Source organism: Gordonia sp. JH63 (assembly GCF_009856645.1).
GTDB classification, from domain to species: Bacteria; Actinomycetota; Actinomycetes; order Mycobacteriales; family Mycobacteriaceae; genus Gordonia; species Gordonia hongkongensis.
Window position 1 is genome coordinate 2,738,172 of record NZ_CP047235.1, and the last position, 26,467, is coordinate 2,764,638.

The following is a 26,467-nucleotide window of genomic DNA, read 5'->3' on the forward strand; positions in this document are numbered from 1 at the left end:
TTGCGGCTCGGGGAGCAATGGCGAGCGCGGCGTCCACCATTGACATGCAAGTAACGACTTGCCTATTGTCAGGTGTGGCCGACGTGTTCCATGCACTCGATGACTCGACGAGGCGAGCAATCCTCGACGAGCTGGTCGAACGGGACGGCCAGACGTTGTTCGAGATCTGCGGTCGTCTCACGTCTCGGCGTGGGCTCAACCTGAGCCGACAAGCGATCTCGCAGCATCTCGGCGTGCTGGAGACGGCCGGACTGGTCCACACCGAGAAACGCGGACGCTCCAAATTCCACTTCTTCGACCCCACACCGCTAGGCGAGATCGCCGAGCGGTGGCCTGCCCCTCGAAAGGACCTCCCATGAGAATGACACTGATGTCTGTCGTCGTCGACGACCAGCGCAAGGCACACGAGTTCTACACCGAGATACTCGGATTCACGACCCGCCATGACATTCCGATGGGCGAGAACACGTGGTGGTTGACGGTGGTCTCCCCGCAAGATCCCGAGGGGATGGAACTCCTTCTCGAACCGTCTGGCCACCCCGCAGTCAAGCCCTACCGGGACGCGCTCATCGAAGACGGAATCCCGTTGGCGCAGTTCGCCGTCGACGATGTGCAGGCCGAGTACGAGCGGCTACGCGGCCTCGGCGTAAAGTTCACCCAGGAACCGACCGATATCGGACCTGCGGTCGTCGCGGTCTTCGACGACACGTGTGGAAACCTCATCCAGATCGCTGCGACGAAAGACGTTGCCCCGCAGTGACTATTGCTGTGGAAGCAGCGACTCAGACCCGGGGGATGCCGGTTGTCGGGTAGTCACCGGCGCCTCGAGCGGAGGAATGTCGACCGCGCGGACCGATAGGTCCTTGATCAGCTCTTCCCACGCGCCGATGTTCGTCGCCCTCTTCTTGCGTGACCCGATGTCGTCAGTCCACCGAGTGAGCGCGGGCGCGGCTATGTACAGCGGCCTTGCTGGATCATTCTTGTTCGCCTCGAGCAATCGCGACTGACCCTTGTGACGCACGGTTTCTCCGCGCATCCGCAGCGGGCCGAACGCGAGCTTGAAGATGTTGACGATGCGGTACGCGGCGTTCATCGACTTGTTGGTCGCGTACTTCTCGTTCGACGGGTCGATGGGGAAGCTGATAGGCGTGAATCGCTTGTAGCAGAACTGCAGGCCGGCAAGTTCCGCCTCGCGCACCATCCAGGACAGACTCAGTTCCGAGGGTTCAGTGACCGCCAGACCACCGCCGATGTCGGAGTGGACCCTTTCGAACCACACCTGTTTGACGTCGATCTCGCCCTCATCTGCCTTGTCGACTTCCCAGACACAGGGATCGAATGTCAGCCGACGTTCGTCGATGGCGAGCGCCTGCCTGGCCACCGCGACGTTCTTGCCGAGCTTCACGTCGTGGAACTTGTGCTTGACGCGGGTGATGCCGGGAACGCCGAGGGCGCCGACGGTGTCGAAGACCCCGATGAACTTGACCGGCACCGGGGCGCCTGGGGTCTTCGCCGGACGATCCTTCCGCTTCATCCGGTAGTACCGCAGGACTGTTTCGAACAGGTTCTCGGTCGGGTGCTGCGCGAGTTCGAGCGGGGTGACAAGGCCGATGTGCCAGATCATGCCCCCGAGACTCCTCGCGGTGTACGCGCCGCGACTGAACCCGAAGATCTCATCGCCGGGCTCGTAGTTCAGGGCGAGGAATCGGTAGGCATCGATCAGGTTGGCATCGAGGCCGCGACCGAACGCCCCGCCGATGACGCGGTCGGACCAGCCCGACCCGGTTCCCACGCCGTTGACGTAATGGACCAACTGGACAGCGCCGTCGTCGGCATCGGTGGTGACGGCTCGGGCTATCTTCTCGACATTCGAAATTCGGGGGTCCTTCGACGACTTCCACGTGCCGTCGCAGCACACCACCAGACGCTTCTTCATTTTTCCGACCCTCCACAGGCTCGCACGCGGCCCACCCGCAGTAAACGGTAGTAGCTCCGATGGTTCGATGCGATAGGCGTCGGTCGTACGGTTTACTGCGGTCATGAGGTTCATCGACATCGCGGCCCGTCGAATCACGGTCATCTGTACCGCCGTACTCGGGGCCCTGCTGCTATCCGGACTCGGCGGCGTGCCGGCGAATGCCGCGCCGCCCACCGCCGGCCTCGATCCTGCGCTGGCGACGGCCTACCAGCAGGCGTCTAACAGCGCACGCGCACAGGGGGTCTCGTTGTGGATCACGTCCGGTAAGCGGACAGACGCGGAGCAGCGTCAGATGTGGCGCGATGCGATCGCGACCTATGGCAGCCCGGAAGCTGCTCGGCGGTGGGTCCTGCCGGCGGAGGAGTCGCCACATGTGAGCGGCCACGCCATCGACGTCGGCCCTCGGGAAGGCGCCGCTTGGCTCGAACGAACCGGTTACCGCTGGGGTCTTTGCCGAACCTTCGCCAACGAGTGGTGGCACTTCGAGCTCGCGACGGTACCCGGTCTTCCGTGCCCTGCGATGTGGCCCGATGCCGCGGCCCGCGCTGACCGGCTTGGCCGTTCGTGATGGCCCTGTTCGATGACCCTTCGTGACGGCCCTCCGCAAGCTCCGGGCCTCCTCAGGGAGCGAAGGGGGCTGCTTCCGCAAACTGCGGGCTCCTCAGGGAGCGGGGGGACACGGCCCTCCGCAAGCTCCGGGCCTCCTCAGGGAACGGGGGGAGACGGCCCTCCGCAAGCTCCGGGCCTCCTCAATATCTGCGGCCTGGCGGCCATCGTGACCAATAAAACAGTCGTGAACGTCCCAAAGGAATGCTCCCTGAGGTGCGAGCGAAGCGAGCCACGAAGGGTGTGGCAACTTGTCTCGCCGGGCCCTTCGTGGCTCGTCGCTTGCGCTCCTCGCACCTCAGGGAGCAGAGGGAGGGCATCGCTTGCACCCTACGGACCAGCGGTTTTGTGGTTCTTCGGATCAGGGAGCAGGGGTTATGCGCTCCTTCTGATTAGGGGCAGCGGTAATCGAAGAACGATGTGCCGAATGTGTCGAATGGCGTCCGGCACGCTCGTCATCACTGCACACGGACCGACGAGCGGCCCGCTGAACGAAAGGCCAGATCATGCATTACTCGCTGCTGCTGCACTACCCGGAGATGGACGCGTCGACCCTCGGTGAGGAAGCGATCGCTCAGGGACAAGCCGCCTTCGCCGCCTACACGACGGCCCTCCAAGACGCCGGCGTGCTCGTGAGTGCCGAAGTCCTACAGCACTCGGACGTCACGACGACGCTGCGCAAGGTCGACGGCCGGCTCGTCGTTCAGGACGGCCCCTTCGCCGACACCAAGGAACAGCTCGGCGGAACCGTCGTCATCGATGTCGACGATCTCGACGCCGCCATCGAGTGGGCGCGTCAGGCACCGCCGATCGAGTGGGGTGTCGTGGAGATCAGGCCCGGCGCGACCTACACCGTCGATGGTGCGTGGACACCCAACGCATGACCCGACGAGAAGCGCACACCGCCGCCGAACATGCTGCCCGCGAGTCGTATTCGCGGCTGGTCGCGCTTCTCGCCGCCGCGTCAGGGGATCTCGCGCTCGCGGAGGATGCACTGGCAACCGCCTTCGAACGTGCGCTCACCTCGTGGCCGTCAGATGGGGTACCCGCGAACCCGGAAGGCTGGCTGCTCACGGTCGCACGCAACCAGCAGCGCGACGTCTGGAAGTCGGCGGCGCACCGTACGTCGAAGATCCTCGACGACACCATCTCTCCCGGAGCAACCACCGTGACTCCCTTCGACGACGTAGACCCCGACGCCATTCCCGACAAGCGCCTCGAGTTGTTGTTCACCTGTGCGCATCCGGCCATCGACGCAGCCGCCCGCACGCCTCTGATGATGCAGTCGGTGCTCGGCTTCGAGGCCGCCGACATCGCCACCGCCTTCGCGGTCGCCCCCGCAACGATGTCGCAGCGTCTCGTGCGAGCCAAACGCCGGATCCGCGACGCCCGGATACCGTTCGTCGTTCCCGACCGCGCGGCGATGCCGGAGAGACTCCCCGCTGTGCTGGAAGCGGTCTATGGGTGTTTCGCGATCGCGTGGCACGACGCCGACGGGACCGATCCCGACACCGTCGAATCAATGGCGGGGGAGTCGCTGCACCTGGCCGTAACGCTCGCCGCGCTGCTCCACGAACCGGAGGCGTGGGGACTCGCTTCGCTGATCGCGCTATCGTTGTCGCGGGCGCCGGCACGGACCGGCCCGTTCATCCCGCTCGAGGAGCAGGATCCGGCCACCTGGGATGTCGCGCTCATCCGGGACGGGGAAGCGATGCTTCGACGCGCATCGGCGTTCGGCCGGCCGCACGGTCGGTTCCAGCTCGAGGCCGCGATGCAGTCCGTCCATGCCGACCGCGCACGCACAGGTGCCGTCGACTGGGCCGCATTACAGTCGCTGTCGTCCGCGCTCATGGCCGTGGCGCCGACGCTTGGTGCGCGAATCGCCCACGCTGCGATCGTCGGGCGGGCGAGTTCTCCCGCAGATGGACTATGCCTGCTCGACGAGTTGGGCGGTGACGCCGCGGGTTTCGGCCCGTTCCACGCGGCGAAGGCAGATCTGCTGGTTCGGGTCGGGCACTCCGACGCGGCGCGTAAGCACTTCGAGCGGGCCGCCGAGCTCACCGGCGACGAGCGAGCGCGAAAGTATCTGCGACGACGTGCGCGCGAGGTTGAGTAGGCATCGTCGCGAGCCCGACGGAAAACGACGCACGGTCGAGGGTGGCGCCGGCCGGGTGTCACCAAACGGCGGGAATGCCTGATTCTGGCAACACGGACGACCTGATGTGTGACTCGGGACACAACAGTGGCCGGACCCTCATCGAGGGCTTCACTACGGGTCGAGCCTCGCTCGACGAATGGAGGCAGTCATGACTGCAAGTGCCGAGGTCACGAACGATCTGACCACCGAGCCGTACCGCTCGCGCCGCAATCACTGGAACAACCAGGTCCGCCGGCACGCCATGATGACCCCGGACCACACGGCGATCACCTACCTCGACAAGAACACGACGTGGAAGGAGCTCGACGACCGGTCGCGCGCCTTCGGTGCGGCACTCCATAGGCGGGGGGTCCAGTTCGGTGATCGGGTCCTGATGGCACTGCTCAACCGCACCGAGTACATCGAGGCGATTCTCGGGGCCACTCTCATCGGCGCCATCCCGGTGCCGGTCAACATCCGCATGAGCCCCGCCGAGGTCGCCTACCTCGTCACCGACAGCGGTGCGAAGGTCGTCGTCACCGAGACTCTCCTCGCGCCGATCGCGGACGCGGTCGCGGGGTCGACCGGTCAGATCGAGACCATCATCGTCGTCGACGGCAGCGACAACGCCGACCACCTCGACTTCGAGACCCTGCTGGCCGAGGGCGCGTCGGACCTGCCGGAGGTCGACGTGCCCGAGGACACCGTCGCCGCCATCATGTACACCTCGGGCACCACGGGAAAACCCAAGGGCGCCATGCTCACCCATCAGAACATCCAGGCGCAGGCGGTGACGACGATCGCCACGGCCGGGGCACAGTCCGGTTCCGATGACGTCGCCTCGATCGTGCCGCCGCTGTTCCACATCGCGGGAATCGGCGGCTTCGCCCCGATCTTCTACCGCGGGATCCGCGCGGTGCTCCACCCGCTCGGCGCCTTCGATCCCGACACCATGCTCGACACGCTGGAGCGTGAGGGCGTCACGTCGGTCTTCATGGTCCCGGCTCAGTGGCAGGCCGTGTGTGCCGCGCAGAAGGCGCGTCCCCGGAAGCTCAAGCTGCGCACGATGAGTTGGGGCGCGGCCCCTGCGTCGGACACCGTGCTGAACGCGATGAACGAATCCTTCCCGGAGGCCGCCAACATGACCGCGTTCGGTCAGACCGAGATGTCGCCGGTGACGACGATCCTCGAGGGCAAGGACGCACTGCGCAAGCTCGGCTCCATCGGCAAGGTCGTCCCGGCGGTCACCGCGCGCATCGTCGATCCGCTGATGAACGACGTCAAACCCGGTGAGGTCGGCGAGATCGTGTATCGCGGGCCCAATATGATGATCGGCTACTGGAACAAGCCCGAGGCGACCGCAGAAGCCTTCCGCGGCGGCTGGTTCCACTCGGGCGACCTGGTGCGCCAGGATGAAGAGGGCTTCCTCTACGTCGTCGACCGCGCCAAGGACATGATCATCTCGGGCGGCGAGAACATCTACTGCGCCGAGGTCGAGAACGTCCTGTTCAGCCATCCGAGCATCACCGAGGCGGCGATCATCGGTCGGGCGGATGAGAAGTGGGGCGAGGTGCCGGTCGCCGTGGTCGTGCTCGCCGAAGGCGTCGAGGACCTCACCCTCGCCGATCTCGAGCCGCACCTCAACGAGAACCTCGCGCGGTTCAAGCACCCCAAGGACCTGGTGATCATCGACGAACTCCCACGCAACGCCGGCGGGAAGGTCGTCAAGCCACGACTCCGAGATGCTTACGGCAGCAAGGACGCCGGCCTGAAGAACTGAGATCCGCTGCCGGCCCGGCACACGTACCGGGCCGGCAGCCGGTCACTCCGGGTCGGCGAAGTTCGCTTCGCGTCGCGCCATCCCGGCGTGTACCGCCTCCATCTGATTGGGGGATCCCATCAGTCCGACCTGGAGTTCGCTCTCCAGCATCAGCGCCGCGGCCGGATCCCTGCCCGCCCACGATTCGTCGTAGAGACGCTTGGCGGCACGGACCGCGTGCGGCGACTTCGATGCGATCTCGTGCGCGAGATCCAGTGCGGCGGTGAGCGGATCGTCGACGACGCGGGTGATCAGCCCGAGTCGTTGGGCCTCGGCGCCGTCGACGATGCGTCCGGTGAACGTGAGTTCCTTTGCCACATCGGCGGACACGAGTCGCGGGAGCGTCTGGGTGATGCCCATGTCGGGCACCAGACCCCATTTGACCTCCATGATGGACAGGCGCGCGTCGGGGGTCGAGTAGCGGATGTCGGCGCCCAGCGCAATCTGCAGGCCACCGCCGAAGCAGTTGCCGGTGATGGCCGCTATCACCGGTGCCGGGATGCGGCCCCAATCCAGCGACACCCGCTGCGCGTGGTTGCCGAGCACGCCCGGTTCTCGTTCCAGCAGCGAGTTCACCCCGCCACCCTGACCCAGGCTCGACACGTCCAGGCCGGAACAGAAACTCTTGCCCGCACCGTGCACCACCACGGCCCGGACGCGGTTGTCCTCGGCGAGGGTGCCCGTCACGTCGATGAGGGCGTCGAACATCGCCGGATCGAGCGCGTTGTGTTTGTCGGCTCGGTTGAGCGTCGCCGTGGCGACACCGGCGTCGTCGATGTCCACGACGATCCGCTGCTCGGTCATGTATCTACTTCCGATCTGTTGTGGCCGGGTGTTTGATCTCGCGGAGCTGACGTCCGCGGCGCTGGTAGCGCCAGATGAAGTAGCCGACGCCGATTGCCAGAACGACACCGATGATCACGCCCCACGCGGTGGCGGCGCGAAAGCCGGGCGCTTCGACGTCGAAGATGCGCTCGCCGGCGTGTGCGCCGTTCCCACCGCCGGCGACCACCGTGAGGGTGAGCAGGTTGGGGATCGCGACGAGCACGCCGAGAACGGCGAACATGATCGTCGGGACGTTCTTCATGCGGCTGCGGTTGACGAACGCCAACGTGAAGAACAGCACGGGCAAAAAGGTGCACACGATGCCGAGAACGAGGCCGGTGCCGATGCCGCGGCTGAACGACCCTTCGACGCGCTGCCCGATCTGACCGGCCCACCAGCGCGGCAGGAACGCCTCGAGGATGAAGTAGGTGACGACGAGCAGCGCGGCGATGACGAGCCCGATCACCACCTTCTTCACCACGGAGTTCGCGCGTTCGGCGGCGGTCGGTTTGACCGGGGTCGTCCCATCGGCCGTCGAGTCGGTCGGCGCGACGCCGGGCGTGGTCCCGGCGGAATACTGGGAGGCTTCCGGTGGCGGCGCGGCGGGAGGCACCGCTCCCGACGGGTACGCGCCGGAGGGCGTCTGTCCGGGCCCGCTCGGGGTCGGCGGCTGTCCGGATGGATTGGCAGAGAACGGTTCGTTGCTCATGGGCCGAGTGTATGCGCGGACCGCTGCCCGTCCGCCCGGAAAACACCCCGTGCACTCACGGCTTCCGGATGCCGCCGTAGATTCCGCGACGGACGATCCACGGTTGCAGGATCGTGTCGACCGACCACGCCGGGAATCGGAACGGGCGCCCGTTGGGCGCGAACACCTGCAGACCGTCGGCCTGGACACCGAGCACCGAACCCCAACGCCGCCGTGGGGGAGCGTAGCGCCGCACACGGCCCGGCCGCCCGGTGAGGTCGGATCGGATGTTGTGTGCGAGCAGACGATTGGCACGATTCCGAGCGGAGCTGCGGAGGTCGTCGGTTGCCGCGACGTCGCCGATCGCATAGACGAATTCCGCGCCGGGTACGCGCAGTTCGGCCGTCACGCGCACGAAGCCCGACGGATCGAGCACCTCTCGCGGAAGCCAGTCCGTGTTCGGTCTCACCCGGCCGATGGCCCAGAGCACTGCATCGGCCTCCACCGGCGGCTGCCCCGTCGAGAACCTCACCGGCCCCGGAGTGATCTCGTCGCAGGCGAATCCGTCGGGCACGACCGCACGATGGCCGCCGTGCACGCCGACGCCGAGCCGGCGCAACCGCGCCAGGACGATGGCCCATGTCCGCGGATGATGCTGCGGCAGAGCACGTTCGCCCGGGTGATACAGGTCGATTCGCTTGCCCGGCCAGGTCTGCGCCAGGTTGGCGGCGGCACTCACCGCCGCCGCACCGCCACCGATCACCGCGATGGTCTCGGCGTCAGCGAATCGCGCATGAGCCGAACGCAACTCGGCGTCGACGTCGGCCTCCGACTGCAGTTCCGGATGTCGCCAGAACCCATTCCGGACGCCGGTGGAGACGACCAGCGCGTCGAAACGCTCGACCCGCTCGGAGCCGTTGGCATCGACGACGGTGACGGTGCGGTCACCGAGGTCGGCACCCGTCAGTGTGCCGTGGACGGTCCGGATGCCGTCGAGTTTCCGGAAGCGTCCGAACGGAATCCGGTAGTCGCGCGCCCACGCATCGGGCCGGCTGATCCGCAGCCCGAGTTCCTGGCCGCTGACCAGGCCCGGCTTCGACGAGATGCCCACGACGTCGGCATGCGGGGCGAGATGGATCGCGGTCAGTACTCCGGAATCACCGAGACCGGCGACGACGACGCGTGGTCGGCTCACGCAGTGACCTGATCCGGCGGATGTGCGGCCGAGCGCGGGGGCCGGGGGACGAAGCGCGGCACCCGGTCGATGACGTCCTGGTAACCGGGGCGCCGCTCGAGGCTGCGCTTCTCCATCATGGGGATGCTCGCGCCGAGGAACATCGCCAGCATCAGGACCGCGCCCACGAACAGCCACCACCAGTCGCCGGGCGAGGCGGCGAGCCCGAACAGCGCCATCGACACCCAGAACAGGACCTCGCCGAAGTAGTTCGGGTGCCTCGACCACGCCCACACGCCGGTGTCCAGGACGGCGCGCGGTGTCCGGTGAGTGGCGAACCGTCGCAGCTGCCCGTCGGCGACGTACTCGAGCGCCGTCGCGGCGAGTCCGACGACGGCCGCAACCGCGGTCAGCCAAGCAAGGACGCCGCCGGTGTGGGTGACCGCGACGTAGATCGGGATCATGCCGAGGAACACCTGGATGGTGGGGAACACATGGATCGCCATCAGGTCGACGGGCAGTTCGGCGCGTCCGGCCCCGGACTTCAGCATCGGGTACCGCCAGTCCTCGTGGTGGAGACCCGGCCAGCCGATCGCCCAGTTCGCGGTCAGACGGATCGCCCAGGCGCCGATGACGACGGCGATGACCCAGCAGTGCACCGCGTCGATCCCGACGTCGCCGGCGGCCCACCAGTAGATGAACAGCGCGGGCGGCACGACGCTCCAATACGCGTCGTAGAAGCTCGAATTCCCGTAGAACCGGCTGAATGCGAAGATCACGAGGGTGGCGAGCAGATCGGCGATCAGGGTGTCGAGCCAGAGGTAATCGGTGGTCGGACCCCAGATGAGCCAGGCGGCGGCGACCGCGAAGGCCAGCACGTAGGCGATCGTCACGCGGACGAACGCACCGGTCCGGCTGATGGTGTTGTCGGTGCTCACGGGCGTCTCCATCACAGCTGTTCTTCGATGGATCCGGCGAGTTTCTCCGGCTTGGTCGTCGGCGAGTATCGCGCGACGACGGACCCGTCCCGTCCGATGAGGAACTTGGTGAAGTTCCATTTGATCCGGCCGCCGAGCACGCCGGATTTCTGGTCCCGCAACCACGCGAACAGCGGGTGGGCGTCGGGACCGTTCACATCGACCTTCGCGAACATCGGGAAGGTCACGTCGTAGGTCAGCGAGCAGAAGTTCTTGATCTCCTCCTCGTCGCCCGGCTCCTGGTGCCCGAACTGATCGCACGGGAAGCCGAGCACTCGCAGACCCTTGTCGGCGTAATCCCGGTGCAGTGCCTCCAGACCGCGGTACTGCGGGGTGAACCCGCACTGCGAGGCGGTGTTCACGATGAGCAGGGGAGAGCCCTGGAACTGCGAGAGTTCGACGGGATCGCCGTCGATGCCGGTGGCGGTGAAGTCGTACGCAGAGGTCATGCCGCTACGCTACGTGCCGATCAAGCACTTGCTTGGGAAAATCGTCGAAGCGTCCCGGGGTCACTCACCGAATCGCTCGGTCCGGATGCGGGTGCGGTCGTGTCCGGCCTCGACCATCCACTGTGCGCAGTTCTCGACGAACCGGTTCGGACCGCAGATGAACACGGTCGGCGAAGTGGCCGGATCCATGGTCAGCGCGGCGAGTTCGTCGGCGGTGAGACGTCCCGCGGGCCGCGGCGCGTCGTCGGGTGCCACCCGGGTGTGGATCAGGTGAACATCCATGCGGCGGTGCGCGATCAACTGCCGGATCTCATCGCGGTAGTAGACGCGTTCGGGACTGCGGACCGAGTACACGAGGGAGAAGGGGGTCTGCGGCGCCTCGACCTCGCGGCTGCGGATCATCGACATGAGTGGCGCGATCCCGGAGCCACCGCCGATCAGTTGGACGGGACGGTCGTCGCCGGACGGCCAGGTGAACCAGTATCCGTGCGGATCGCTGATCTCCAACGGGTCGCCGACCTCCACCATGTCGACGAGGTAGGGCGACACCTCACCGTCCTCGAGTCGTTCGACGGTCACCTCGATCGACCGGGTCTCGCGGACGTCGGACAGCGAGTAGGCGCGCGCGGTGGAGTAGCCGTCCTCGGCGGTCAACCGGATGTCGACGTGCTGGCCGGGCAACGCATGCACTGCTTCAGGGAGGGCGAGGCGCAGCGCTCGCGCGGTGGGAGTGAGGTCGACGACCGCGGTGACCGTCGTGAGATGCCAGGTCGTCACGAGTAGCGCTGTTCGCGCCAGGGGTCGCCGTACATGTGGTACCCGCGTTCCTCCCAGAATCCGGGCGCGTCTTCGGCCATGAAGCGAAGTCGCCGAACCCATTTGGCGCTCTTCCAGAAGTACAGGTGGGGCACGAGGAGGCGAGCCGGGCCGCCGTGCTCGGCGGACAGGGGTTCGCCGTCGTAGGTGTCGGCGATCCACCCGCGGCCGTCGACGAGGTCGGCGAGCGGCACGTTGGTGGTGTACCCGCCGTGGCAGTGCGCCATCACGAACGGGGCCGGTTCCCACGGCAGCGCCTGCAGCAAAGTGTCGAACGAGACCCCGCGCCACCGGGTGTCGAATTTCGACCACCGTGTGACGCAGTGGATGTCGGTGGTGATGTCGTCGTGCGGAAGTTCCTGGAACTGGTCCCATGTGAACGTGGCGGCCCGGTGGTCCGCGGACTGCACGGCCAGCATCCAGTCGTTCGGGACGATCGCGGGTGTCGGCTCCGCGGACAGGACCGGGAAATCGAGTGTCGTGTACTGACCGGGAGGGAGACGCCGCGCGTCGCGGTCGCGGCGCCCCACGAACCCTCGGTTGACGATCGCCATGGTCGCGGAGTCTACGCGGCTCGCTTCTATTCGGCCCGCTCGCTCCGCTCCCCGGCGCCGGCATCAATTCGGCCCGCTCGCTTCGCTCCCGGCGCCGGCATCAATTCGGCCCGCTCGCTTCGCTCCCGGCGCCGGCATCAATTCGGCCCGCTCGCTTCGCTCCCGGCGCCGGGTGCGGTCAGGCGAAGTCGAACAGCATCGGTACCACGACGACGACCGCGGCCGCCCAGAGTGCGAACACCGGCAGATAGTCGGTCTGCCAACGCTCCGTCGCATCGAACCCGCGGCGGCGGCGGACGAAACCGAAGAGCAGGTACGCGGCCCACGACAAGTTCACCAGCAGGACGAGATTGAGACCGAGCGCCACCGTCTTGTTGGCCGTGAACCCGAACTCCGCGATCCGCGACGCCATGATCGTCAGCATCACCGCGTCGACCGCGAGCGCAGTCACGACCAGAATCAGCTGCAGGCGGTCAAAGAGCTCCGGGCGTAGATGCGGATCGCGCGCGGAGATCGCGTACAGCAGCAAGCCGAGCACGACCACAAGGATCAGGTCCACCAGGATTAGCAGTTCACGGTCGACGTCCACGACGTCGCCACTGGTCACCATCGCGATCAGCAGCACGACAAGCATCACCGCGGTGACGGGCGTGAAGACCTTGGTCAACACCGGTGCGATGTTCTCGACCACGCTCTGCTTCGCCTCCACCAGCCATGCCGCCAGCAGCACGATGCCGGGCGCGGCGATGGGCGCCAGCCACTGGGAGATCACGGTGTCGACGTCGATGTCGAGCGCACCGAATGCCCCCGCGGTCAGACCGGTGAGGACTCCCGCACCGAGGCCGAGAAGCGTTGCATACACGACCCATTCGCCGGTGAACCGGATGAAGTCCATCCGACGCGGTCCGGACGTCCAGCGGCCGCCGACGTAGGTCACCCCCATGAGGAACCACAGGACGATCGGCGCGTGGATCGCGACGATGGCCTGGGTGGTGCCGTCGTCGACGAACGGGTAGACGTTGACGACGATTCCGGTCACGACGAATGCACCGATCACCGTGAGCGCGGTTCGCGTCGAAACGCGGCGCTTCCAACCGAAATACAGTGCCATGAAAGGAAGTACGAGCAACGCGGCATTGCGGACGAGCACCCATTCCGGCATGACCTCGACGGCGACGCGGACGGTCGTGGCGGCCGCGACGACGAGGCCGATCACGACTCCGAGTTCGTGACGTCGTCGGCCCAGATCGCCGGATGGTTCCGCGGTCAGCACCAGCTGCTTCCACAACCGGTCGGAGTGCTCGCGGGCGAACTCACGCGACAACGCATCGACGCGGCCCATGCGCTTGACGGCGACCAGGAACGCTTCGTCGTCGTCGAGGCCACCGGCGGCGAGGTCGGCGATCTGCCCGCGGAGGTGGTCTTCCATCTCGTCGGCGTCGGTGGTGGCGATGGCTTGGTGTCGGAGAACGTATCCGCGCCATCGGTCGATCTGGCTCTCGAGCTCGGTCTCCGCGGTCATGCCAGGCCCTCCGCGGTCGGCGGCAGGGCGACCGTCCGCCACACCTGGTCGAGCGCGTCGGCCACGACCTCCCACTGCGACCTCCGCTCGGCGAGCGCGGCCAACCCCGATGCCGTGATCGAGTAGTGCTTGCGACGCCGCCCGGTGTCGGCTGCACCCCAGCTCGCCTCGACGTGGCCGGCGCGCTCCAAACGGTGCAGAAGGGGATAGAGCATGCCGTCGGTCCACTCCATCCGACCACCGGACATCTCTCGGACCCGCTTGAGGATGGCGTACCCGTACGACTCGCCCTCGGCGAGAATCCCCAGCACCAGCGGGGTCGCGGACGCGGCCACCAAGTCCTTCTCGATATACATAGCACTCCTATACCTAGAACTGCTAGGAGCATAGCAGTTCTAGGTATAGGAGTCCTCGGACCGGCGTGTGCCGATTACTTCTTCGACAGGGACGACTCCTTGTGGGCGGCCTTCGAGCCCGTCTTCGACGACTTGACGATCCAGTACGGCTCGTCCTCGCTGGCCTTGAACTTCTGCCCCTCGAAGGTGAATTCCTTGGTGCGCTTCTCTTCCGCAGTGCCCTCGGTCTCGCCCTGAGAGGTGTTCCAGCGGACGGTGTCGTTCTTCTTGATCGCCATGGCGGCAGTGTGCCCCGACGGCGTCGACGGTCAAACCTTCTCCGCTGCAAGAGTCGCTGTGGAACGATCATCACGTCGTGTCGAGCCGGAGGTACGCATGAGCGTCGAACGTTCCGAGAACCCGCAGAGAACCGAGCCCGCCATCGACGTCCGGGGTCTGCGTAAGTCGTTCGGTAGGTTCGAGGCGCTTCGCGGACTCGACCTCGAGGTCGCGCGAGGGGAGGTCCACGGCTTCCTCGGGCCCAATGGCGCGGGCAAGTCGACGACGATCCGGGTCCTGCTGGGTCTGTTGCGCGCGGACGGGGGAGAGGTCCGACTCCTCGGCGGCGACCCCTGGCGTGACGTCGTCGAGCTGCACCGCCGGCTGGCGTACGTACCCGGCGACGTCGCGTTGTGGCCGACGATGACCGGCGGGGAGATGATCGATCTGCTCGGCTCGATGCGCGGCGGACTCGACGAGGGGCGCCGGGCCGACCTGGTCTCCAGGTTCGAGCTCGACACGTCCAAACGTGGACGGCAGTACTCCAAGGGAAACCGGCAGAAGGTCGCGATCGTGGCGGCGCTGGCGTCGGACGTAGAGCTGCTCATCCTCGACGAGCCGACGTCGGGCCTGGACCCGTTGATGGAGAACGTCTTCCAGGAGGTCGTGGGGGAGGCCACCGCTCGCGGTACCACCGTGCTGCTGTCGAGTCACATCCTCGCCGAGGCGGAGACCCTGGCGGACCGGCTCAGCATCATCCGCGACGGGGCCGTCGTGGCGACCGGCTCCTTGGCCGAGCTGCGCGGGCACACCCGCACTTCCGTTCGCGCCGAACTGGATTCGGCGCCGAGCCCGGACCTTCTCGCGCAACTGCACAACGCCGAGGTGCACGATATCGATTCGCACGACCACGACTCCGGCGGGCTCCGACTGAGCGCGACCGTGGACTCGGATCAGATCGGTCCGGTGATGTCAGCGCTGACCGCCTGCGGCCTGCGGTCGCTGACGGTCGAACCGCCCTCGCTGGAAAGCCTGTTCCTGTCGCTCTACGAAAAGGCCGACCAGCCGGCAGGGGAGCGGTGAGGCGATGACTGCATCGACGATCGGTACGCCGCCGCTGTTACGGGCCTCCCTGCACCACGAAGGTCGAAGCTTCGCGCCGTGGATCGTCTTGCCCACCGCACTGGCCGTGTCGTCGGTCATCGCCTACCCGTTGCTGTTTCCCGACGCCGCGGAACGCGCCGCGTTCGCCACGACGATCGGCTCGAATCCCGCACTCGGGCTGATCTTCGGACCCGCTTACGACCTGGCCACGGTCGACGGATTCGTCGCGTGGCGCAGCCTCGCGCTGGGCGGTTTCATCGCCGCGCTCGGTGCGATCTTCATCGTGGTCAAAGCCGCACGTGGACAGGAGGATTCCGGCCAGGCCGAACTTCTCGCCGCGGGGGTGCTCGGACGTGCCGCCCGACTGTCGACCGCGTTGATCATGGCCGGCGTGTGCTCGATCGCCATCGGCATCCTGGCGGGTCTGGCGACGTCGCTGTGCGGTGGGGCCTGGGGGTCGTCGTTCCTGCTGGGCGCCGGGTTCACGGTCACCGGTTGGATGTTCGGCGCCATCGCCGCGGTCAGCGCCCAGGTGGGTTCCGACGCCAGGGCCGCCACCACGATTGCCGTGTCTCTGCTCGGCGTCCTGTTCGTGCTGCGCGGGTTTCTGTTCTCGGTGGACGCACCGACGTGGACCACATGGGTCAATCCGCTGGGATGGATTCAGGAGACCAGACCCGCGACCGGCGATCACTGGTGGCCGTTGCTGATCGGCGTCGCGTTCGCGGTCGTCGTCGGTGCAGCGGCTTTCGCATTGCAGCGTGCACGGGATTTCGGTCAGGGACTCATACCGGCCCGGCCGGGCCCGGCACGGGGCCGCATCGGCTCGCCACTGGCGCTGGCGATCCGCCTCAACCGGGCGCCGATCGTCGCGTGGACGGTCGCGTTCGTCGGACTCGGTGTCATCTTCGGCTACTTCACCCGGTCGGTCCGCGGCCTGCTGACCGCGAATCCCGCCATGGCCCAGATCTTCGCCTCCGGCGCGGCGTCGCCCGCGGACCTGGTATCAGCCTTCGTCACAACGATTCTCGGCCTGGTCGGGATCGTCGCATCCGTGGCCGGGGTCCAGATCGTCAATCGCATCCGGACCGAGGAGCTCGACGACCGAGCGGAAGCGGTGCTCGCGACCGGCGTCAGCCGTCCGAGGTACTTCGGCGCCGTCACCGGTGTCGCCCTCGTTGTCCCCGCCGCCCTCGTCACCGTTGCCGGGCTGGTCGTCGGCGTCTTCGCCGCCACGGCCGATCTCGGCCTCGGCTTCGGCGACGTGTTCCTCCAGTCCATCGCCACGATCCCCGCCGTGTGGGCGGTCGTCGGCATCGCCGTCGCCGTCATCGGCGCCCGACCCCGCGTGCGGCCCGCGATCTGGCTGGGCGTCCTGGTGTCTTTCGTGCTCACGATCCTGGGCCCGAGCTTCAAACTCCCGGACTGGGCGCTGGGCTTCAGCCCGTTTCATCACGTACCGGATGTGTCTGCTGCCCAGCCGGATTGGTGGGGACTGGTCTGGGTGGGGGTCGTCGTGGTGCTGCTCGTCGCGGTGGGGTTCGCCGGCTTCCGCCGGCGGGACATCCCGTGACGACGTCGCCCGTTACTTGGGAGCGAGCCCGACCCCCGCTCCCTGAAGTGCGAGCCCGACCCCCGCTCCCTGAAGTGCGAGCTTGCGCAGTCCCACCCCTGCTCCTTGAGGGGCGAGCCCAATAACTGGTCCCTGAGGTGCGAGCGAAGCGAGCCACGAAGGGCTCCGCAACCTGTCTCACCAGGCCCTTCGTGGCTCGTCGCTGGCGCTCCTCGCACCTCAGGGAGCAATGGTCATGTCGTTCCTTCGGATGAGGGAGCAGAGGGTGGCTCGCACCGCAAGGACCGTACGCATCAGCCCAGCGCCGCCGCGAGGCGACGCCACTGCTCGCGCGGGAAGCCCCGGTGGTCGGCTTGGAGCACCTGGACGCACACGTGATCGGCACCAGCCGATCGATGCTCGTCGATTCGCTTGAGGATCGCCGCGTCGTCGCCCCAGACGATCAGAGCGTCGAACAGGCGGTCGCTCACCGAGCTCAGGTCGTCCTCGGAGAACCCGAGGCGTCGAAGGTTGTTCGCGTAGTTCGGCATCGCGAGGTAGCCCTTGAGCCACTTCGTGCCGACGGCGCGCGCCTCGTCGCGGTCGGCGGCGAAGATCGCCGTCTGTTCCGGGGCCAGCAGCGGACCGTCGCCCAGGGTCTCCCGGGCGACCTTGGTGTGGTCCGGGGTCACCAGGTAGGGGTGGGCTCCTGCGGTCCGGTCGGCCGAGAGTTGCAACATCTTCGGCCCGAGGGCGGCCAGTACTCGTGCATCGGCCGGCACCGGCTGCGGTGCGTCGTCCAGACCGTCGAGGAACGCCTTCGTGGTCGCGAGCGGCTTCTGGTAGCGACCGGCTTCCTGGGCGTCGATCAGCGGTGCGTGGCTGATCCCGAGGCCCAGGAGGAAGCGAGGACCGAATTGCCCGGTGAGGCGCGCGTGCGCGGCGGCGACATCGTGCGGCTCGTGCATCCACATGTTGAGGATGCCGGTGGCGACGACGGCCTTCCGTGTCGCGCCGAGCAGATTCTCGACCGAGTCGAGCACCGGACCCCCCACATCGGGGATCCAGAGGGCCGTGAATCCCAGGTCGTCGAGCTCGGCAGCCGCTTCGGCGGCCTCCCCGGTGTCTCCGTACCGTAGCGGTGAACTCCAGATACCTACGCCGTCGAGTTTCATGTCGTCGACACTACCGATCGAGCGATCGGGCCGCGCCGAGGCGTCCGACCGGGGTCAGCTCTGTGCCGGTCGTCCCGCCGTCGCCTCCAGCCGTGCGTCCATGGCGGCCGTCATGCGCTTGAACACGTTGATCGCGACGACGCCCGCGACGATGAGGACGACACCGGCAACTGTCCCGAGGGAGTCGGTGACCAGTCCGGAGATGCCGATCGCGAGAACGTAGATCGGCACCCAACCGAACAGATGCATGATGCTCTCGGGCTTCTCGTCGGTGGCCCACCCCTCACGAACCGCAGCCCGGTAGGTCGCGTAGTCGGGATAGAACTCGGTGAAGGCGATCGCGAAGATCGTGCCGCCGATCTGGATGATCCATCCGGTCCAGAAGTTGTTCGGGTCGTCCAGCACCAGATCGCCGAATGCGCCCGAGATCGCGGCGACGCCGAAGCCACCGACCCACGCCCAGGTGATGACGTAGTTGATGTGGATGAACAGCGGGCTGTCCCAGAATTCTTTCTCGGTGGTCTCCCGTGCGTACTGAAGCGTGAACGGCTGGCGCACAAGGATCGACCCCAGCGCGAAGGAGACCAGCGCGATGTTGGTCATCTCTCCGCCCCAACGCTCCAGCCAGTCGATGACGTGGTCGGAGGCGAACAGCGCGATGATCGCCATCGCGCCGAAGTACGTGACGTCGAAGACCTCGAGGAGTTTGACGCTCGTACCGCGCTTGTGGCCACCGATGACCAGGAGGAGTGACAGCGCGAACGCCGAGGCCGCGGCCTCCTCGAATCGACCGGGCCCCGCGAGCAGCGCCATCAGGATCCACGGGGACATGCCCGCGAACGGTGAGTTGAGGAACAGCGTCAAGGCGTGGCGGGCACCCGATGTCGGCGGCGGATCAGTCCGCGTCGAATCGCCCACCGGAGGATCGGGTTCGTTGCTCATTGCTGAATTGTGGGACGCGACGCGGTATTCCGCAGCATTTCCGGTTCGATGCGGCCCGAGCGGCGAGCCCGGGCCGCATCGAGGTCAGCGGTTCGTCACACCATTCACGCATTGGGCGCGAGGACGACCGCCGCGTTGTGTCCGCCCATTCCGAGGGAGGTCTTGAGGGTCAACCCGCTGACCAGATCGGTTCGTCCGTCGAGCAATTGCGGGATGATCGCGTCGGCGACCCGCGGGCTCGCCGGGATCTCACCCCGCTCGTAGCCAAGTAATGACGCCGCGAGTTCGACAGCTCCGGCAGCGCCCTGACAGTGACCGGCAAGCGGTTTCACCGAGAACACCTCGGCGTTGGGCACCATCTGCTCGGCGATGGTCGCCTCCGCGCGATCGCACTGGCGGGTCCCCGGCCCGTGCGCATTGAGGTAGCGGATGCTCCTGCCGTCGACGCCGGCCATCGTGAGCGACTGCTCCACGCACGAACGGACGCCGGTCAGCTTCGGATCGATCGACGTGACGTGGAAGGCGTCGTGGGACATCGACCCGCCCAGCACATCTGCGTAACCGTTGGCGGCACGGTTGGTCATCGTGAACGCGATCGCCGCCTCGCCGAAGGTGAATCCGCGGCTGCCCTCCTGGAACGGGCGGCACGCGTTGAGCGTATCGGTGTCGGTGATGGCGACACCGAGCTGTACGAACATCGCCACGACCTCGGGCCGGGCCGACAGGTCGGTCGCCACCACGACGACGTCGTCGACGAGATCGGAGTCGAGCCACGATTTCGCGGTGACGATGGCCGCCGAGCCGGAGGTGCACATGGCCGACACCGTGATCGCGGGTCCGTGGAAGCCGTATTCCTGCATCAGCAGAGACACCGGCGTCGACGGGGTGACCGAGAGGTACTGCCGTCCGGTGTACTGGCCGACGCCAGAGGTGACGATCGGGTACATGTCGAGGTCGCCGAGCACGCAGGCGTGCACGAGTCCCACCCTCGACCCCGGGGTCCAGCCGCGCGCCATTGCGTCCTCGATGGCCTCACGAGCCGCGGCACGCATCGCGCGCGAGAAGCGGGTGCGACCGTCGGACTGCTGCCCACCGTCGGGCACCCGCACGATCCACCCGGGCTCTGCGGTGTCGTCAGACGCCTCGGCACCGGTCGTCTGACCACCCGTGAACCCGAAACCCTGATGGAGTGCGGCCGCCGACTTGCCGGAGAGGAGACCGCTCCAGAGTGCGTCGCGGCCCCAGCCGTACCCCGTGACGGCTCCCAGGCCGGAGATGGTCGAACGTTGAATCGTCATGATCGTGAACCTTCTGTGTGATATGCGATGGGGTGAGATCCATCGCGGCAGCCCTCGTGGGCGACCCGCCCTCAGGATCCCGCGCAAACCCGACATTTGACCAGTTCACGCAGGTATTCGACGCTCGAATACCCAGTTGGCGCACACTTGCATCACGCAGCGCCCATATTTCGAAGCCGCGTGGGGGAGGATGGGCATCGGGGGGATGACGATCGGAGGGGGCGGCGCGGTGGGACGACCGAGGGCTGACGGCGATGACCGGCCCGGACTCGTCGCGCCGGATGCCGAACCCATGGCCCGTCCCAGTGACGCCGCCGTCGCCGAGCGGTATCGCCTACTCCTCGAGTTGAGCCCGGACGCCATCGCGGTCCATCAAGACGGCCTGATCGTCTACGTGAACTCGGCAGCGCTGGCGTTCGCTCGCGTCGACGAACGCGACGCCATGCTCGGACGGTCCATCGCCGACTTCGTCCATCCCGACGAACTGCCACAGATGCTCGATCGGATCATCGGCATGGGGGAGGAGGCCGGCGCGTCGACCGTGCCCGAAGAAGTGGTGATGGTCGACGCGCACGGGGTCACCCGCCCCATGGAGGTGACGTCGGTGCGCACCGTCTGGCAGGACAAGCCTGCGTATCAGGTGATTTTGCGGGACATCACAGCTCAGAAAGCGATCGAATCGGCCCTGCGACGACAGGCGGCGCTCCTCGACCACGTCAGCAACGCGGTGATCGCCGTCGACAACCACATGACGGTCACTTCCTGGAACCCGGCCGCTGAGCAGATGTACGGCCTGCGGGCGTCCGAGGCGATCGGACAAAATATCGACGACGTCGTCGGAGCGCACGTGGACCCGCACGCGGCGGTGTCGTTGGGCGGCACCGTCGATCAGTTGCACCGCCGTTCCGACACCGGGCGATCGTTTCTCGCCCACACCTCGGTGACGACGATGGATGACGGTTTCCTCATCGTCGCCGAACCCACCCGTCGTCCCCTCATCGAGCGGCTGGGGACGATCCTCGCCGCGCTGCACCAGGCGGTCATCGTCGTTCGCGAGGACGGCGACATCGAACTCGCCAACCCGGCCGCGGGGACAATGCTCGGTTCCGAAGCGGTCCCGGGTGCCCGGGTCCACGAACTGCCGCTGGACTTCGACGGCGACGAATCACCGATCGCACGTTGCCTGCGCACCCGTGAGGCGGTCACCGACGCGACCGCGACGATCACCACGCCCGCCGGCGAGCGTTGGCTCTCGTGCAGTTGCCGGCCGATCGACGACGACGGCGCCGAGGTGGTCGTCCTGGTGTCGTTCGCCGACATCACCGACCGTTACCGCGAACGCACCCAGCTGGCGTGGGAAGCCGTACACGATCCGCTGACCGGTCTGTACAACCGCTCGGGGATCATCCGCGAACTCGAGTCGCACATGGCCGGACTCGACGACGGAAACAACGCCTGCTGCGTCGCGATCTTCTACATCGATCTCGACAATTTCAAGCTGGTCAACGATTCGCTCGGCCATGCCGTGGGTGACGAGGTGCTGCACACCGTCGCACAGCGATTGGCGGCGGCAACGCCCGACGAGGCCTCGGTCGGCCGGATTGGTGGGGACGAATTCGTTCTCGTCGCCACCCTGGGGATCGCCTGTTCGGCCGACGAGATCGAGCAGCAGATCGACAAGATCCGGGGGACGGTGTACGAGCCGATCGCGGTGAGCACCCGCACCGAACCGCTCAAGGTGGAGGCGAGCATCGGCGTGGCGACGGTCAAGGCCGGTGACGACTACACCGCCACCGACCTGCTGCGCGATGCCGACATCGCGCTGTATCAAGCACGCAAGGCTTCTCGTGCGCGCTACGTCCGCTTCCAGACGCAGCATCGGGAGGAACTGCAGCGCCGGCAGCGCATCGAAGAGGAACTGCGGCGCGTTCTCGACACCGACACCGATCAACTCGAGATCCACTATCAGCCGATCGTGTCGACCGTCGACGGCGCCCTGGTGGGCCTGGAAAGCCTTCTACGCTGGCGTCACCCGGAACTGGGGTCGATCTCGCCCACCGAGTTCATCCCGCTCGCAGAAGGATCCAATCTCATCGACCGGGTGGGCAACTATGTGCTGGAGACAGCGGCCGCCGAGGTGGCCGCTGTCGCCGAACTCCGTCGGGTGATGCTGTGCGTCAACGTCTCCCGACGGGAGCTCACCAATGGCCAGTTCCCCGACCGGCTCCGGGACACGATCACCCGCTCGGGCATGGACCCCGCCGCGTTCTGCCTGGAGATCACCGAGAGTGCACTGGACCCGCTCGACGGAGACCTGCTCACCCTGTTGCGCAACGTGCGCGAACTCGGAACACACGTGTCGCTCGACGATTTCGGGACCGGTGCGTCGTCGTTGAGCGAGTTCTACCGCCTGCCGGTCAGTGTCCTGAAGACCGCGAAGTCCTTCGTCGACGCTCTCGACGAGCACCCGAGCGCCACATCGATCCTCGCCGGCATCGTCACCATGGCGCACGCGGCCGGGATGCGGGTGGTCGCCGAGGGAGTGGAGACGGAGTCGCAGGCCGCCACGGTCGCCGAGGTCGGTTGCGACCTCGCGCAGGGCTATCACTTCGGGCGTCCCGCCCCGCTGGCCGACGTGATCGGGTCCGGAGTCCGGATCCGGGCGAATCCCGGTGTCTGGGAGACCGGCTGACCTGTCCGCGCCAGACCAACACTGTCACCGAGGCGTCCCACGCCATACCGTGGGGCGTATCTGCGCTATGCATGCGACTGTGTCCGTTACCGTCAGACTCGGCGATGCACGCGAGTAGATTGATCGCCACGTCGATCACCCGGCGTCCATGCAACCGGACAGCGAGGTCACGGACATGACACACATTCTGCGGTGGACTCCTGCAACGCTCTGGACGGCGTCATGACCGACGCGGAGCGGCAAGTCGCCGAGCAACACACGGCGAAGGTCATCGGTGTCACGGTCGCCGCGGCGGTCGGTGGCTTCCTGTTCGGTTTCGACAGCTCGGTCGTCAACGGCGCCGTCGACTCGATCGAAGCGGACTTCGGCCTCGGCAAGCTGATGACCGGCTTCGCCGTCGCGATCGCGTTGCTCGGCTGTGCGCTCGGCGCATGGTTCGCGGGCCGATTGGCCGACGTGTGGGGCCGCAAGCGCGTGATGCTGCTCGGCTCCGCGCTTTTCATCATCAACTCGATCGGCACCGGTTTCACACAGACCATCCCGGACCTGCTCTTGTGGCGTGTGCTCGGCGGTATCGGCATCGGTATCGCATCGGTGATCGCTCCCGCATACATCGCCGAGATCGCTCCGGCCCGCTTCCGCGGCGCCCTGGGGTCTCTGCAGCAGTTGGCGATCACGATGGGCATCTTCGCGGCGTTGCTGTCCGACGCTCTCCTCGCGGACAGCGCGGGCGGCGCGTCGAACGACTTCTGGTGGGGCCTCGAGGCGTGGCGGTGGATGTTCCTCGTCGGTGTCGTGCCCGCCGTCGTCTACGGTGTGCTGGCGCTGCTGATCCCGGAGTCGCCGCGATACCTGGTGGGCCGCAACCGTGATGCCGAGGCGGCCCGGATCCTGCAGGAGGTGACGGGCGAGGAGAACCCCCTCGAGCGGGTCAAAGAGATCAAGCTGACGGTCAAGCGCGAGGCGAAGTCGTCGATCAGGGACATCGCCGGACCGTCATTCGGGCTGCACCCGCTCGTCTGGGTCGGCATCTGGCTGGCAGTCTTCCAGCAGTTCGTCGGTATCAACGCGATCTTCTACTACTCGACGACGCTGTGGCAGTCCGTCGGCTTCTCCGAGGCCGACTCGTTCAAGACATCGGTGATCACCGCCGTCATCAACGTCGTCATGACCTTCGTGGCGATCCTGTTCGTCGACCGCATCGGGCGGCGGAAACTGCTGCTCGGCGGTTCGGTGGGCATGTTCATCGGCCTGCTCATGGCGTGTATCGCGTTCACCCAGCAGATCGGCGAGGGCGAGAACATCACGCTGCCCGACCCGTGGGGTGTGGTCGCACTGATCGGCGCCAACCTGTTCGTGGTCGCCTTCGCCGCGACGTGGGGCCCGGTGATGTGGGTGATGCTGGGCGAGATGTTCCCCAACCGCATCCGCGGTGTCGCCCTGGGTGTCTGCACGGCCGTGAACTGGGTCGCGAACTTCACCATCTCGATGCTGTTCCCGCCGATGACCGAAGCCGTCGGACTCGGAATCATCTACGGCTTCTTCGCCTTCTGCGCCGCGGCCTCGTTCTTCTACGTCCTCCGGAAGGTCGAGGAGACCAAGGGGATGGAGCTCGAGCAGATGGATTCGGTGGCAGAGGCGCGACTGTCGCAGTTCACTGCGGTCCGTGCGGCGAAGGACAAAGCCTGAATGTTCGATCTGCGTGAGCTCTCCAGCCGCGTCGTCGCGGCCCCCATGGCCGGTGGTCCGAGCACCCCGGAACTGGTGGTGGCCGCGGCATCGGCCGGCGGTGTCGGCCAGCTCGCCGCGGGGTACCTGACCCCCGACAAGGTGCGCGCCGACATCGCGGCCGTGCGGACGGCCGGCACCGAGGTCTTCGGTGTCAACATCTTCGTTCCCGAGGCGGAGCCGGTGAACCGCGACGACCTCGCCCGCTACCGCGCCGAACTCGTCCCGTATGCGCGAAGTCTGGGCGTGACGCTTCCCGAGGTCGAGGACCTGGGCGAGGACGATGACCACTTCGACGACAAGATCCGGCTGGTGTGCGACGAGCGAATCCCGCTCGTGTCCTTCGCGTTCGGGTGTCCCGCACCCGAGGTCGTCGCCGAATTGCACCGGCACGGGTGCAGTGTCGGGGTCACGGTCACCACGGCCACGGACGCCGAGATCGCCGGCCGAGCCGGGGCCGACTGGCTGTGCGTGCAGGGTCCCGACGCCGGTGGCCATCGATCGGTCTTCGACCGCCGGAGCACTCCTCCCACAGAGCCGCTCGACGACTTGATCCGCGCGGTCGGCGACCGGGTGCCGCTGCCCATCGTCGCGGCGGGTGGGATCTCCACGTCGGCCCGGGCAGACGAGGTCCGATCCGCGGGACCCGTTGCGGTGCAGGTGGGTACGGTTTTGTTGCGGACCACCGAGGCCGGCACCAAACCCGCGCACGCGGCGGCACTCGCCGATCCGGACCGAACCGACACCGTGGTCACCTGGGCGTTCAGCGGCCGACCGGCACGCGCCCTGCGAAACCTGTTCACCGACAGGTTCTCCGACGCCGCGGTGGCCGAGTACCCGGCCGTCAACACGTTGACCGGCGGCATCCGACGCGCCGCCAGCAACGACCCCGACGGAATCAACCTCTGGGCCGGGAGCGGATACCGCGACGCCGTCGAGGAGTCGGCCGTCGATACCATCGCCCGGCTCGGGTGATCGGGAGCGAAGGGGTCGCGCTCCTCCCACCTCAGTGCGGGTCCTGCTCGTTCAGCGTCGCCACGACGTCGGCGTAGTCGCCGCGCGCCTCACCCCACCGCAGGAACTTCACCCGCTCGACGAGCAGTTCGGTGGCGGCGGGTTGCGTGCCGATGAGATGGACGACCTCATCGACGAATTCGTCGAGGGGCATGGCGAAGTCGCTGTCCCGTTGTCCCGGCAGCAGGTCGGTGCGAACCGCCGGCGGCACGAGTTCGACGACGTCGACTGCGGTATCGGCGAACTGTAGGCGCAACGATTCGCTCAGCATGTGGATCGCCGCTTTCGTGGCGTTGTAGGTCGGCGCCACCCGGAGCGGGGCGAATGCCAGACCCGAGGACACGGTCATGATCGTGGCGGACGGTCGAGACCGCAGGTGGTCGATGAACGCGCCGATCAGACGGATCGGACCGAGGAGATTGGTGGTGACCATTGCCTCCGCAGCATCGAGGAAGCCTTCCGGGGACGACCAATCCTCTACCCGCATGATGCCGGCCATCGCGACGAGCACGTCGAGGTTCGGGTGTTCGGCGATGATCTTCCGTGCGGCGGACTCGACACTGGCCGGGTCGGCGACATCGATCGCGACGGTGTGCAACCCGGGGTGTTCCGAACGGATACGGTCGAGGAGTTCGGTGCGCCGCCCGCCGACGATGACGGTGTTGCCCTTGTCGTGCAGGCGGGTCGCCAGCGCCAAGCCGATCCCGCTGGTCGCTCCGGGGATGAAGATGGTGTTTCCGGTGAGGTTCATGTCATCGAGTCTCGGATCCGGCGGGCGAGTCATCCAGAGCGCAACCATCCGG

26 protein-coding genes are annotated in these 26,467 nt (G+C 67.0%); 11 read left to right on the top strand and 15 right to left on the bottom strand.

Translation table 11 applies throughout. The features are described 5' to 3' along the window. Positions 1-44 precede the first annotated feature (44 nt). Positions 45-359 (top strand): helix-turn-helix domain-containing protein, encoded by a 315-nt coding sequence (locus tag GR168_RS12250; RefSeq protein WP_203235849.1) that lies wholly within the window; start codon positions 45-47, stop codon positions 357-359. Next, positions 356-760 (top strand): VOC family protein, encoded by a 405-nt coding sequence (locus GR168_RS12255; RefSeq protein WP_159370856.1) that lies wholly within the window; start codon positions 356-358, stop codon positions 758-760. The genes GR168_RS12250 and GR168_RS12255 overlap by 4 nt, the downstream gene beginning before the upstream one ends. On the opposite strand, the gene GR168_RS12260 is transcribed toward GR168_RS12255, so the two are convergent. Further along, on the bottom strand, positions 761-1,936 hold the full coding sequence (locus tag GR168_RS12260; protein ID WP_159371914.1) for a DUF2235 domain-containing protein: 1,176 nt from the start codon (positions 1,934-1,936) through the stop codon (positions 761-763). 103 nt (positions 1,937-2,039) lie between these two features. Here GR168_RS12260 and GR168_RS12265 point away from each other — a divergent pair, with 103 nt between their 5' ends. The 4 genes from GR168_RS12265 to fadD5 all read left to right on the top strand — a co-directional run bounded on the left by GR168_RS12265 (position 2,040) and on the right by fadD5 (position 6,501). Continuing rightward, complete coding sequence (locus tag GR168_RS12265; RefSeq protein ID WP_065630008.1) at positions 2,040-2,546, top strand: M15 family metallopeptidase; 507 nt, start codon at positions 2,040-2,042, stop codon at positions 2,544-2,546. Between the two features lie 544 nt (positions 2,547-3,090). Continuing rightward, positions 3,091-3,468, top strand: coding sequence for a YciI family protein (locus GR168_RS12270; protein WP_065630007.1), 378 nt, complete (start codon positions 3,091-3,093; stop codon positions 3,466-3,468). Continuing rightward, positions 3,465-4,700 (top strand): DUF6596 domain-containing protein, encoded by a 1,236-nt coding sequence (locus tag GR168_RS12275; protein WP_159370857.1) that lies wholly within the window; start codon positions 3,465-3,467, stop codon positions 4,698-4,700. The genes GR168_RS12270 and GR168_RS12275 overlap by 4 nt, the downstream gene beginning before the upstream one ends. Before the next feature lie 190 nt (positions 4,701-4,890). Beyond that, complete coding sequence (gene fadD5 / locus GR168_RS12280) at positions 4,891-6,501, top strand: fatty-acid--CoA ligase FadD5 (RefSeq protein ID WP_159370858.1); 1,611 nt, start codon at positions 4,891-4,893, stop codon at positions 6,499-6,501. 42 nt (positions 6,502-6,543) lie between these two features. On the opposite strand, the gene GR168_RS12285 is transcribed toward fadD5, so the two are convergent. From GR168_RS12285 to GR168_RS12330, 10 genes are all read right to left on the bottom strand, one after another. Next, positions 6,544-7,344, bottom strand: a complete 801-nt coding sequence (locus GR168_RS12285) for a crotonase/enoyl-CoA hydratase family protein (RefSeq protein ID WP_159370859.1) — start codon at positions 7,342-7,344, stop codon at positions 6,544-6,546. Positions 7,345-7,348: 4 nt separating this feature from the next. Next, positions 7,349-8,074 carry a hypothetical protein gene (locus GR168_RS12290; protein WP_159370860.1) on the bottom strand — a complete coding sequence of 242 codons (726 nt, stop codon included), beginning with the start codon at positions 8,072-8,074 and terminating at the stop codon, positions 7,349-7,351. A 55-nt stretch (positions 8,075-8,129) separates the two neighbouring features. Next, entirely contained in the window at positions 8,130-9,248 is a 1,119-nt protein-coding gene (locus GR168_RS12295) for an FAD-dependent oxidoreductase (RefSeq protein WP_159370861.1), read from the bottom strand. Then, positions 9,245-10,177: a DUF1295 domain-containing protein gene (locus GR168_RS12300; protein WP_159370862.1), complete on the bottom strand. Its 933-nt coding sequence runs from the start codon at positions 10,175-10,177 to the stop codon at positions 9,245-9,247. Before GR168_RS12300 ends, GR168_RS12295 begins: the two co-directional genes overlap by 4 nt. Continuing rightward, complete coding sequence (locus tag GR168_RS12305; protein WP_159370863.1) at positions 10,177-10,653, bottom strand: glutathione peroxidase; 477 nt, start codon at positions 10,651-10,653, stop codon at positions 10,177-10,179. The genes GR168_RS12300 and GR168_RS12305 overlap by 1 nt, the downstream gene beginning before the upstream one ends. Positions 10,654-10,713: 60 nt before the next feature. After that, positions 10,714-11,430, bottom strand: coding sequence for a ferredoxin reductase (locus GR168_RS12310; protein ID WP_068971369.1), 717 nt, complete (start codon positions 11,428-11,430; stop codon positions 10,714-10,716). Then, positions 11,427-12,023: a sulfite oxidase-like oxidoreductase gene (locus GR168_RS12315; RefSeq protein WP_058250515.1), complete on the bottom strand. Its 597-nt coding sequence runs from the start codon at positions 12,021-12,023 to the stop codon at positions 11,427-11,429. Before GR168_RS12315 ends, GR168_RS12310 begins: the two co-directional genes overlap by 4 nt. Before the next feature lie 178 nt (positions 12,024-12,201). Further along, positions 12,202-13,545, bottom strand: coding sequence for a permease prefix domain 1-containing protein (locus GR168_RS12320; protein WP_058250516.1), 1,344 nt, complete (start codon positions 13,543-13,545; stop codon positions 12,202-12,204). Further along, a complete protein-coding gene (locus GR168_RS12325) occupies positions 13,542-13,901 on the bottom strand; it encodes a helix-turn-helix transcriptional regulator (protein WP_137810621.1) in 360 nt (119 codons plus the stop codon). Before GR168_RS12325 ends, GR168_RS12320 begins: the two co-directional genes overlap by 4 nt. 74 nt (positions 13,902-13,975) lie before the next feature. Further along, positions 13,976-14,179, bottom strand: coding sequence for a DUF2945 domain-containing protein (locus GR168_RS12330; RefSeq protein ID WP_004018570.1), 204 nt, complete (start codon positions 14,177-14,179; stop codon positions 13,976-13,978). Between the two features lie 97 nt (positions 14,180-14,276). Between GR168_RS12330 and GR168_RS12335 the strand changes: the two genes are divergently transcribed. Both GR168_RS12335 and GR168_RS12340 read left to right on the top strand, forming a co-directional pair. Further along, positions 14,277-15,242: an ABC transporter ATP-binding protein gene (locus GR168_RS12335; protein WP_159370864.1), complete on the top strand. Its 966-nt coding sequence runs from the start codon at positions 14,277-14,279 to the stop codon at positions 15,240-15,242. 4 nt (positions 15,243-15,246) lie between these two features. Beyond that, on the top strand, positions 15,247-16,836 hold the full coding sequence (locus tag GR168_RS12340; RefSeq protein ID WP_159370865.1) for a multidrug ABC transporter permease: 1,590 nt from the start codon (positions 15,247-15,249) through the stop codon (positions 16,834-16,836). A gap of 293 nt (positions 16,837-17,129) precedes the next feature. On the opposite strand, the gene GR168_RS12345 is transcribed toward GR168_RS12340, so the two are convergent. From GR168_RS12345 to GR168_RS12355, 3 genes are all read right to left on the bottom strand, one after another. Further along, positions 17,130-17,990: an LLM class F420-dependent oxidoreductase gene (locus GR168_RS12345; protein WP_159370866.1), complete on the bottom strand. Its 861-nt coding sequence runs from the start codon at positions 17,988-17,990 to the stop codon at positions 17,130-17,132. Between the two features lie 54 nt (positions 17,991-18,044). Beyond that, positions 18,045-18,932, bottom strand: a complete 888-nt coding sequence (locus GR168_RS12350) for a hypothetical protein (RefSeq protein WP_238994890.1) — start codon at positions 18,930-18,932, stop codon at positions 18,045-18,047. A 104-nt stretch (positions 18,933-19,036) separates the two neighbouring features. Then, the gene (locus GR168_RS12355; protein WP_159370867.1) at positions 19,037-20,230 is read right to left on the bottom strand and encodes a beta-ketoacyl synthase N-terminal-like domain-containing protein; all 1,194 of its coding nucleotides are present in this window, start codon (positions 20,228-20,230) and stop codon (positions 19,037-19,039) included. Positions 20,231-20,522: 292 nt separating this feature from the next. On the opposite strand from GR168_RS12355, the gene GR168_RS12360 reads away from it, so the two are divergent. The 3 genes from GR168_RS12360 (at position 20,523) to GR168_RS12370 (ending at position 25,625) form a co-directional block, all read left to right on the top strand. Beyond that, positions 20,523-22,922 (top strand): EAL domain-containing protein, encoded by a 2,400-nt coding sequence (locus tag GR168_RS12360; protein ID WP_238995091.1) that lies wholly within the window; start codon positions 20,523-20,525, stop codon positions 22,920-22,922. A gap of 222 nt (positions 22,923-23,144) precedes the next feature. Next, positions 23,145-24,611, top strand: a complete 1,467-nt coding sequence (locus GR168_RS12365; RefSeq protein ID WP_065630031.1) for a sugar porter family MFS transporter — start codon at positions 23,145-23,147, stop codon at positions 24,609-24,611. Then, the gene (locus tag GR168_RS12370; protein ID WP_159370868.1) at positions 24,612-25,625 is read left to right on the top strand and encodes a nitronate monooxygenase; all 1,014 of its coding nucleotides are present in this window, start codon (positions 24,612-24,614) and stop codon (positions 25,623-25,625) included. Positions 25,626-25,656: 31 nt separating this feature from the next. Here GR168_RS12370 and GR168_RS12375 read toward each other — a convergent pair whose 3' ends face one another. Further along, entirely contained in the window at positions 25,657-26,415 is a 759-nt protein-coding gene (locus GR168_RS12375; protein ID WP_065629993.1) for an SDR family NAD(P)-dependent oxidoreductase, read from the bottom strand. Between the last annotated feature and the right edge of the window lie 52 nt (positions 26,416-26,467).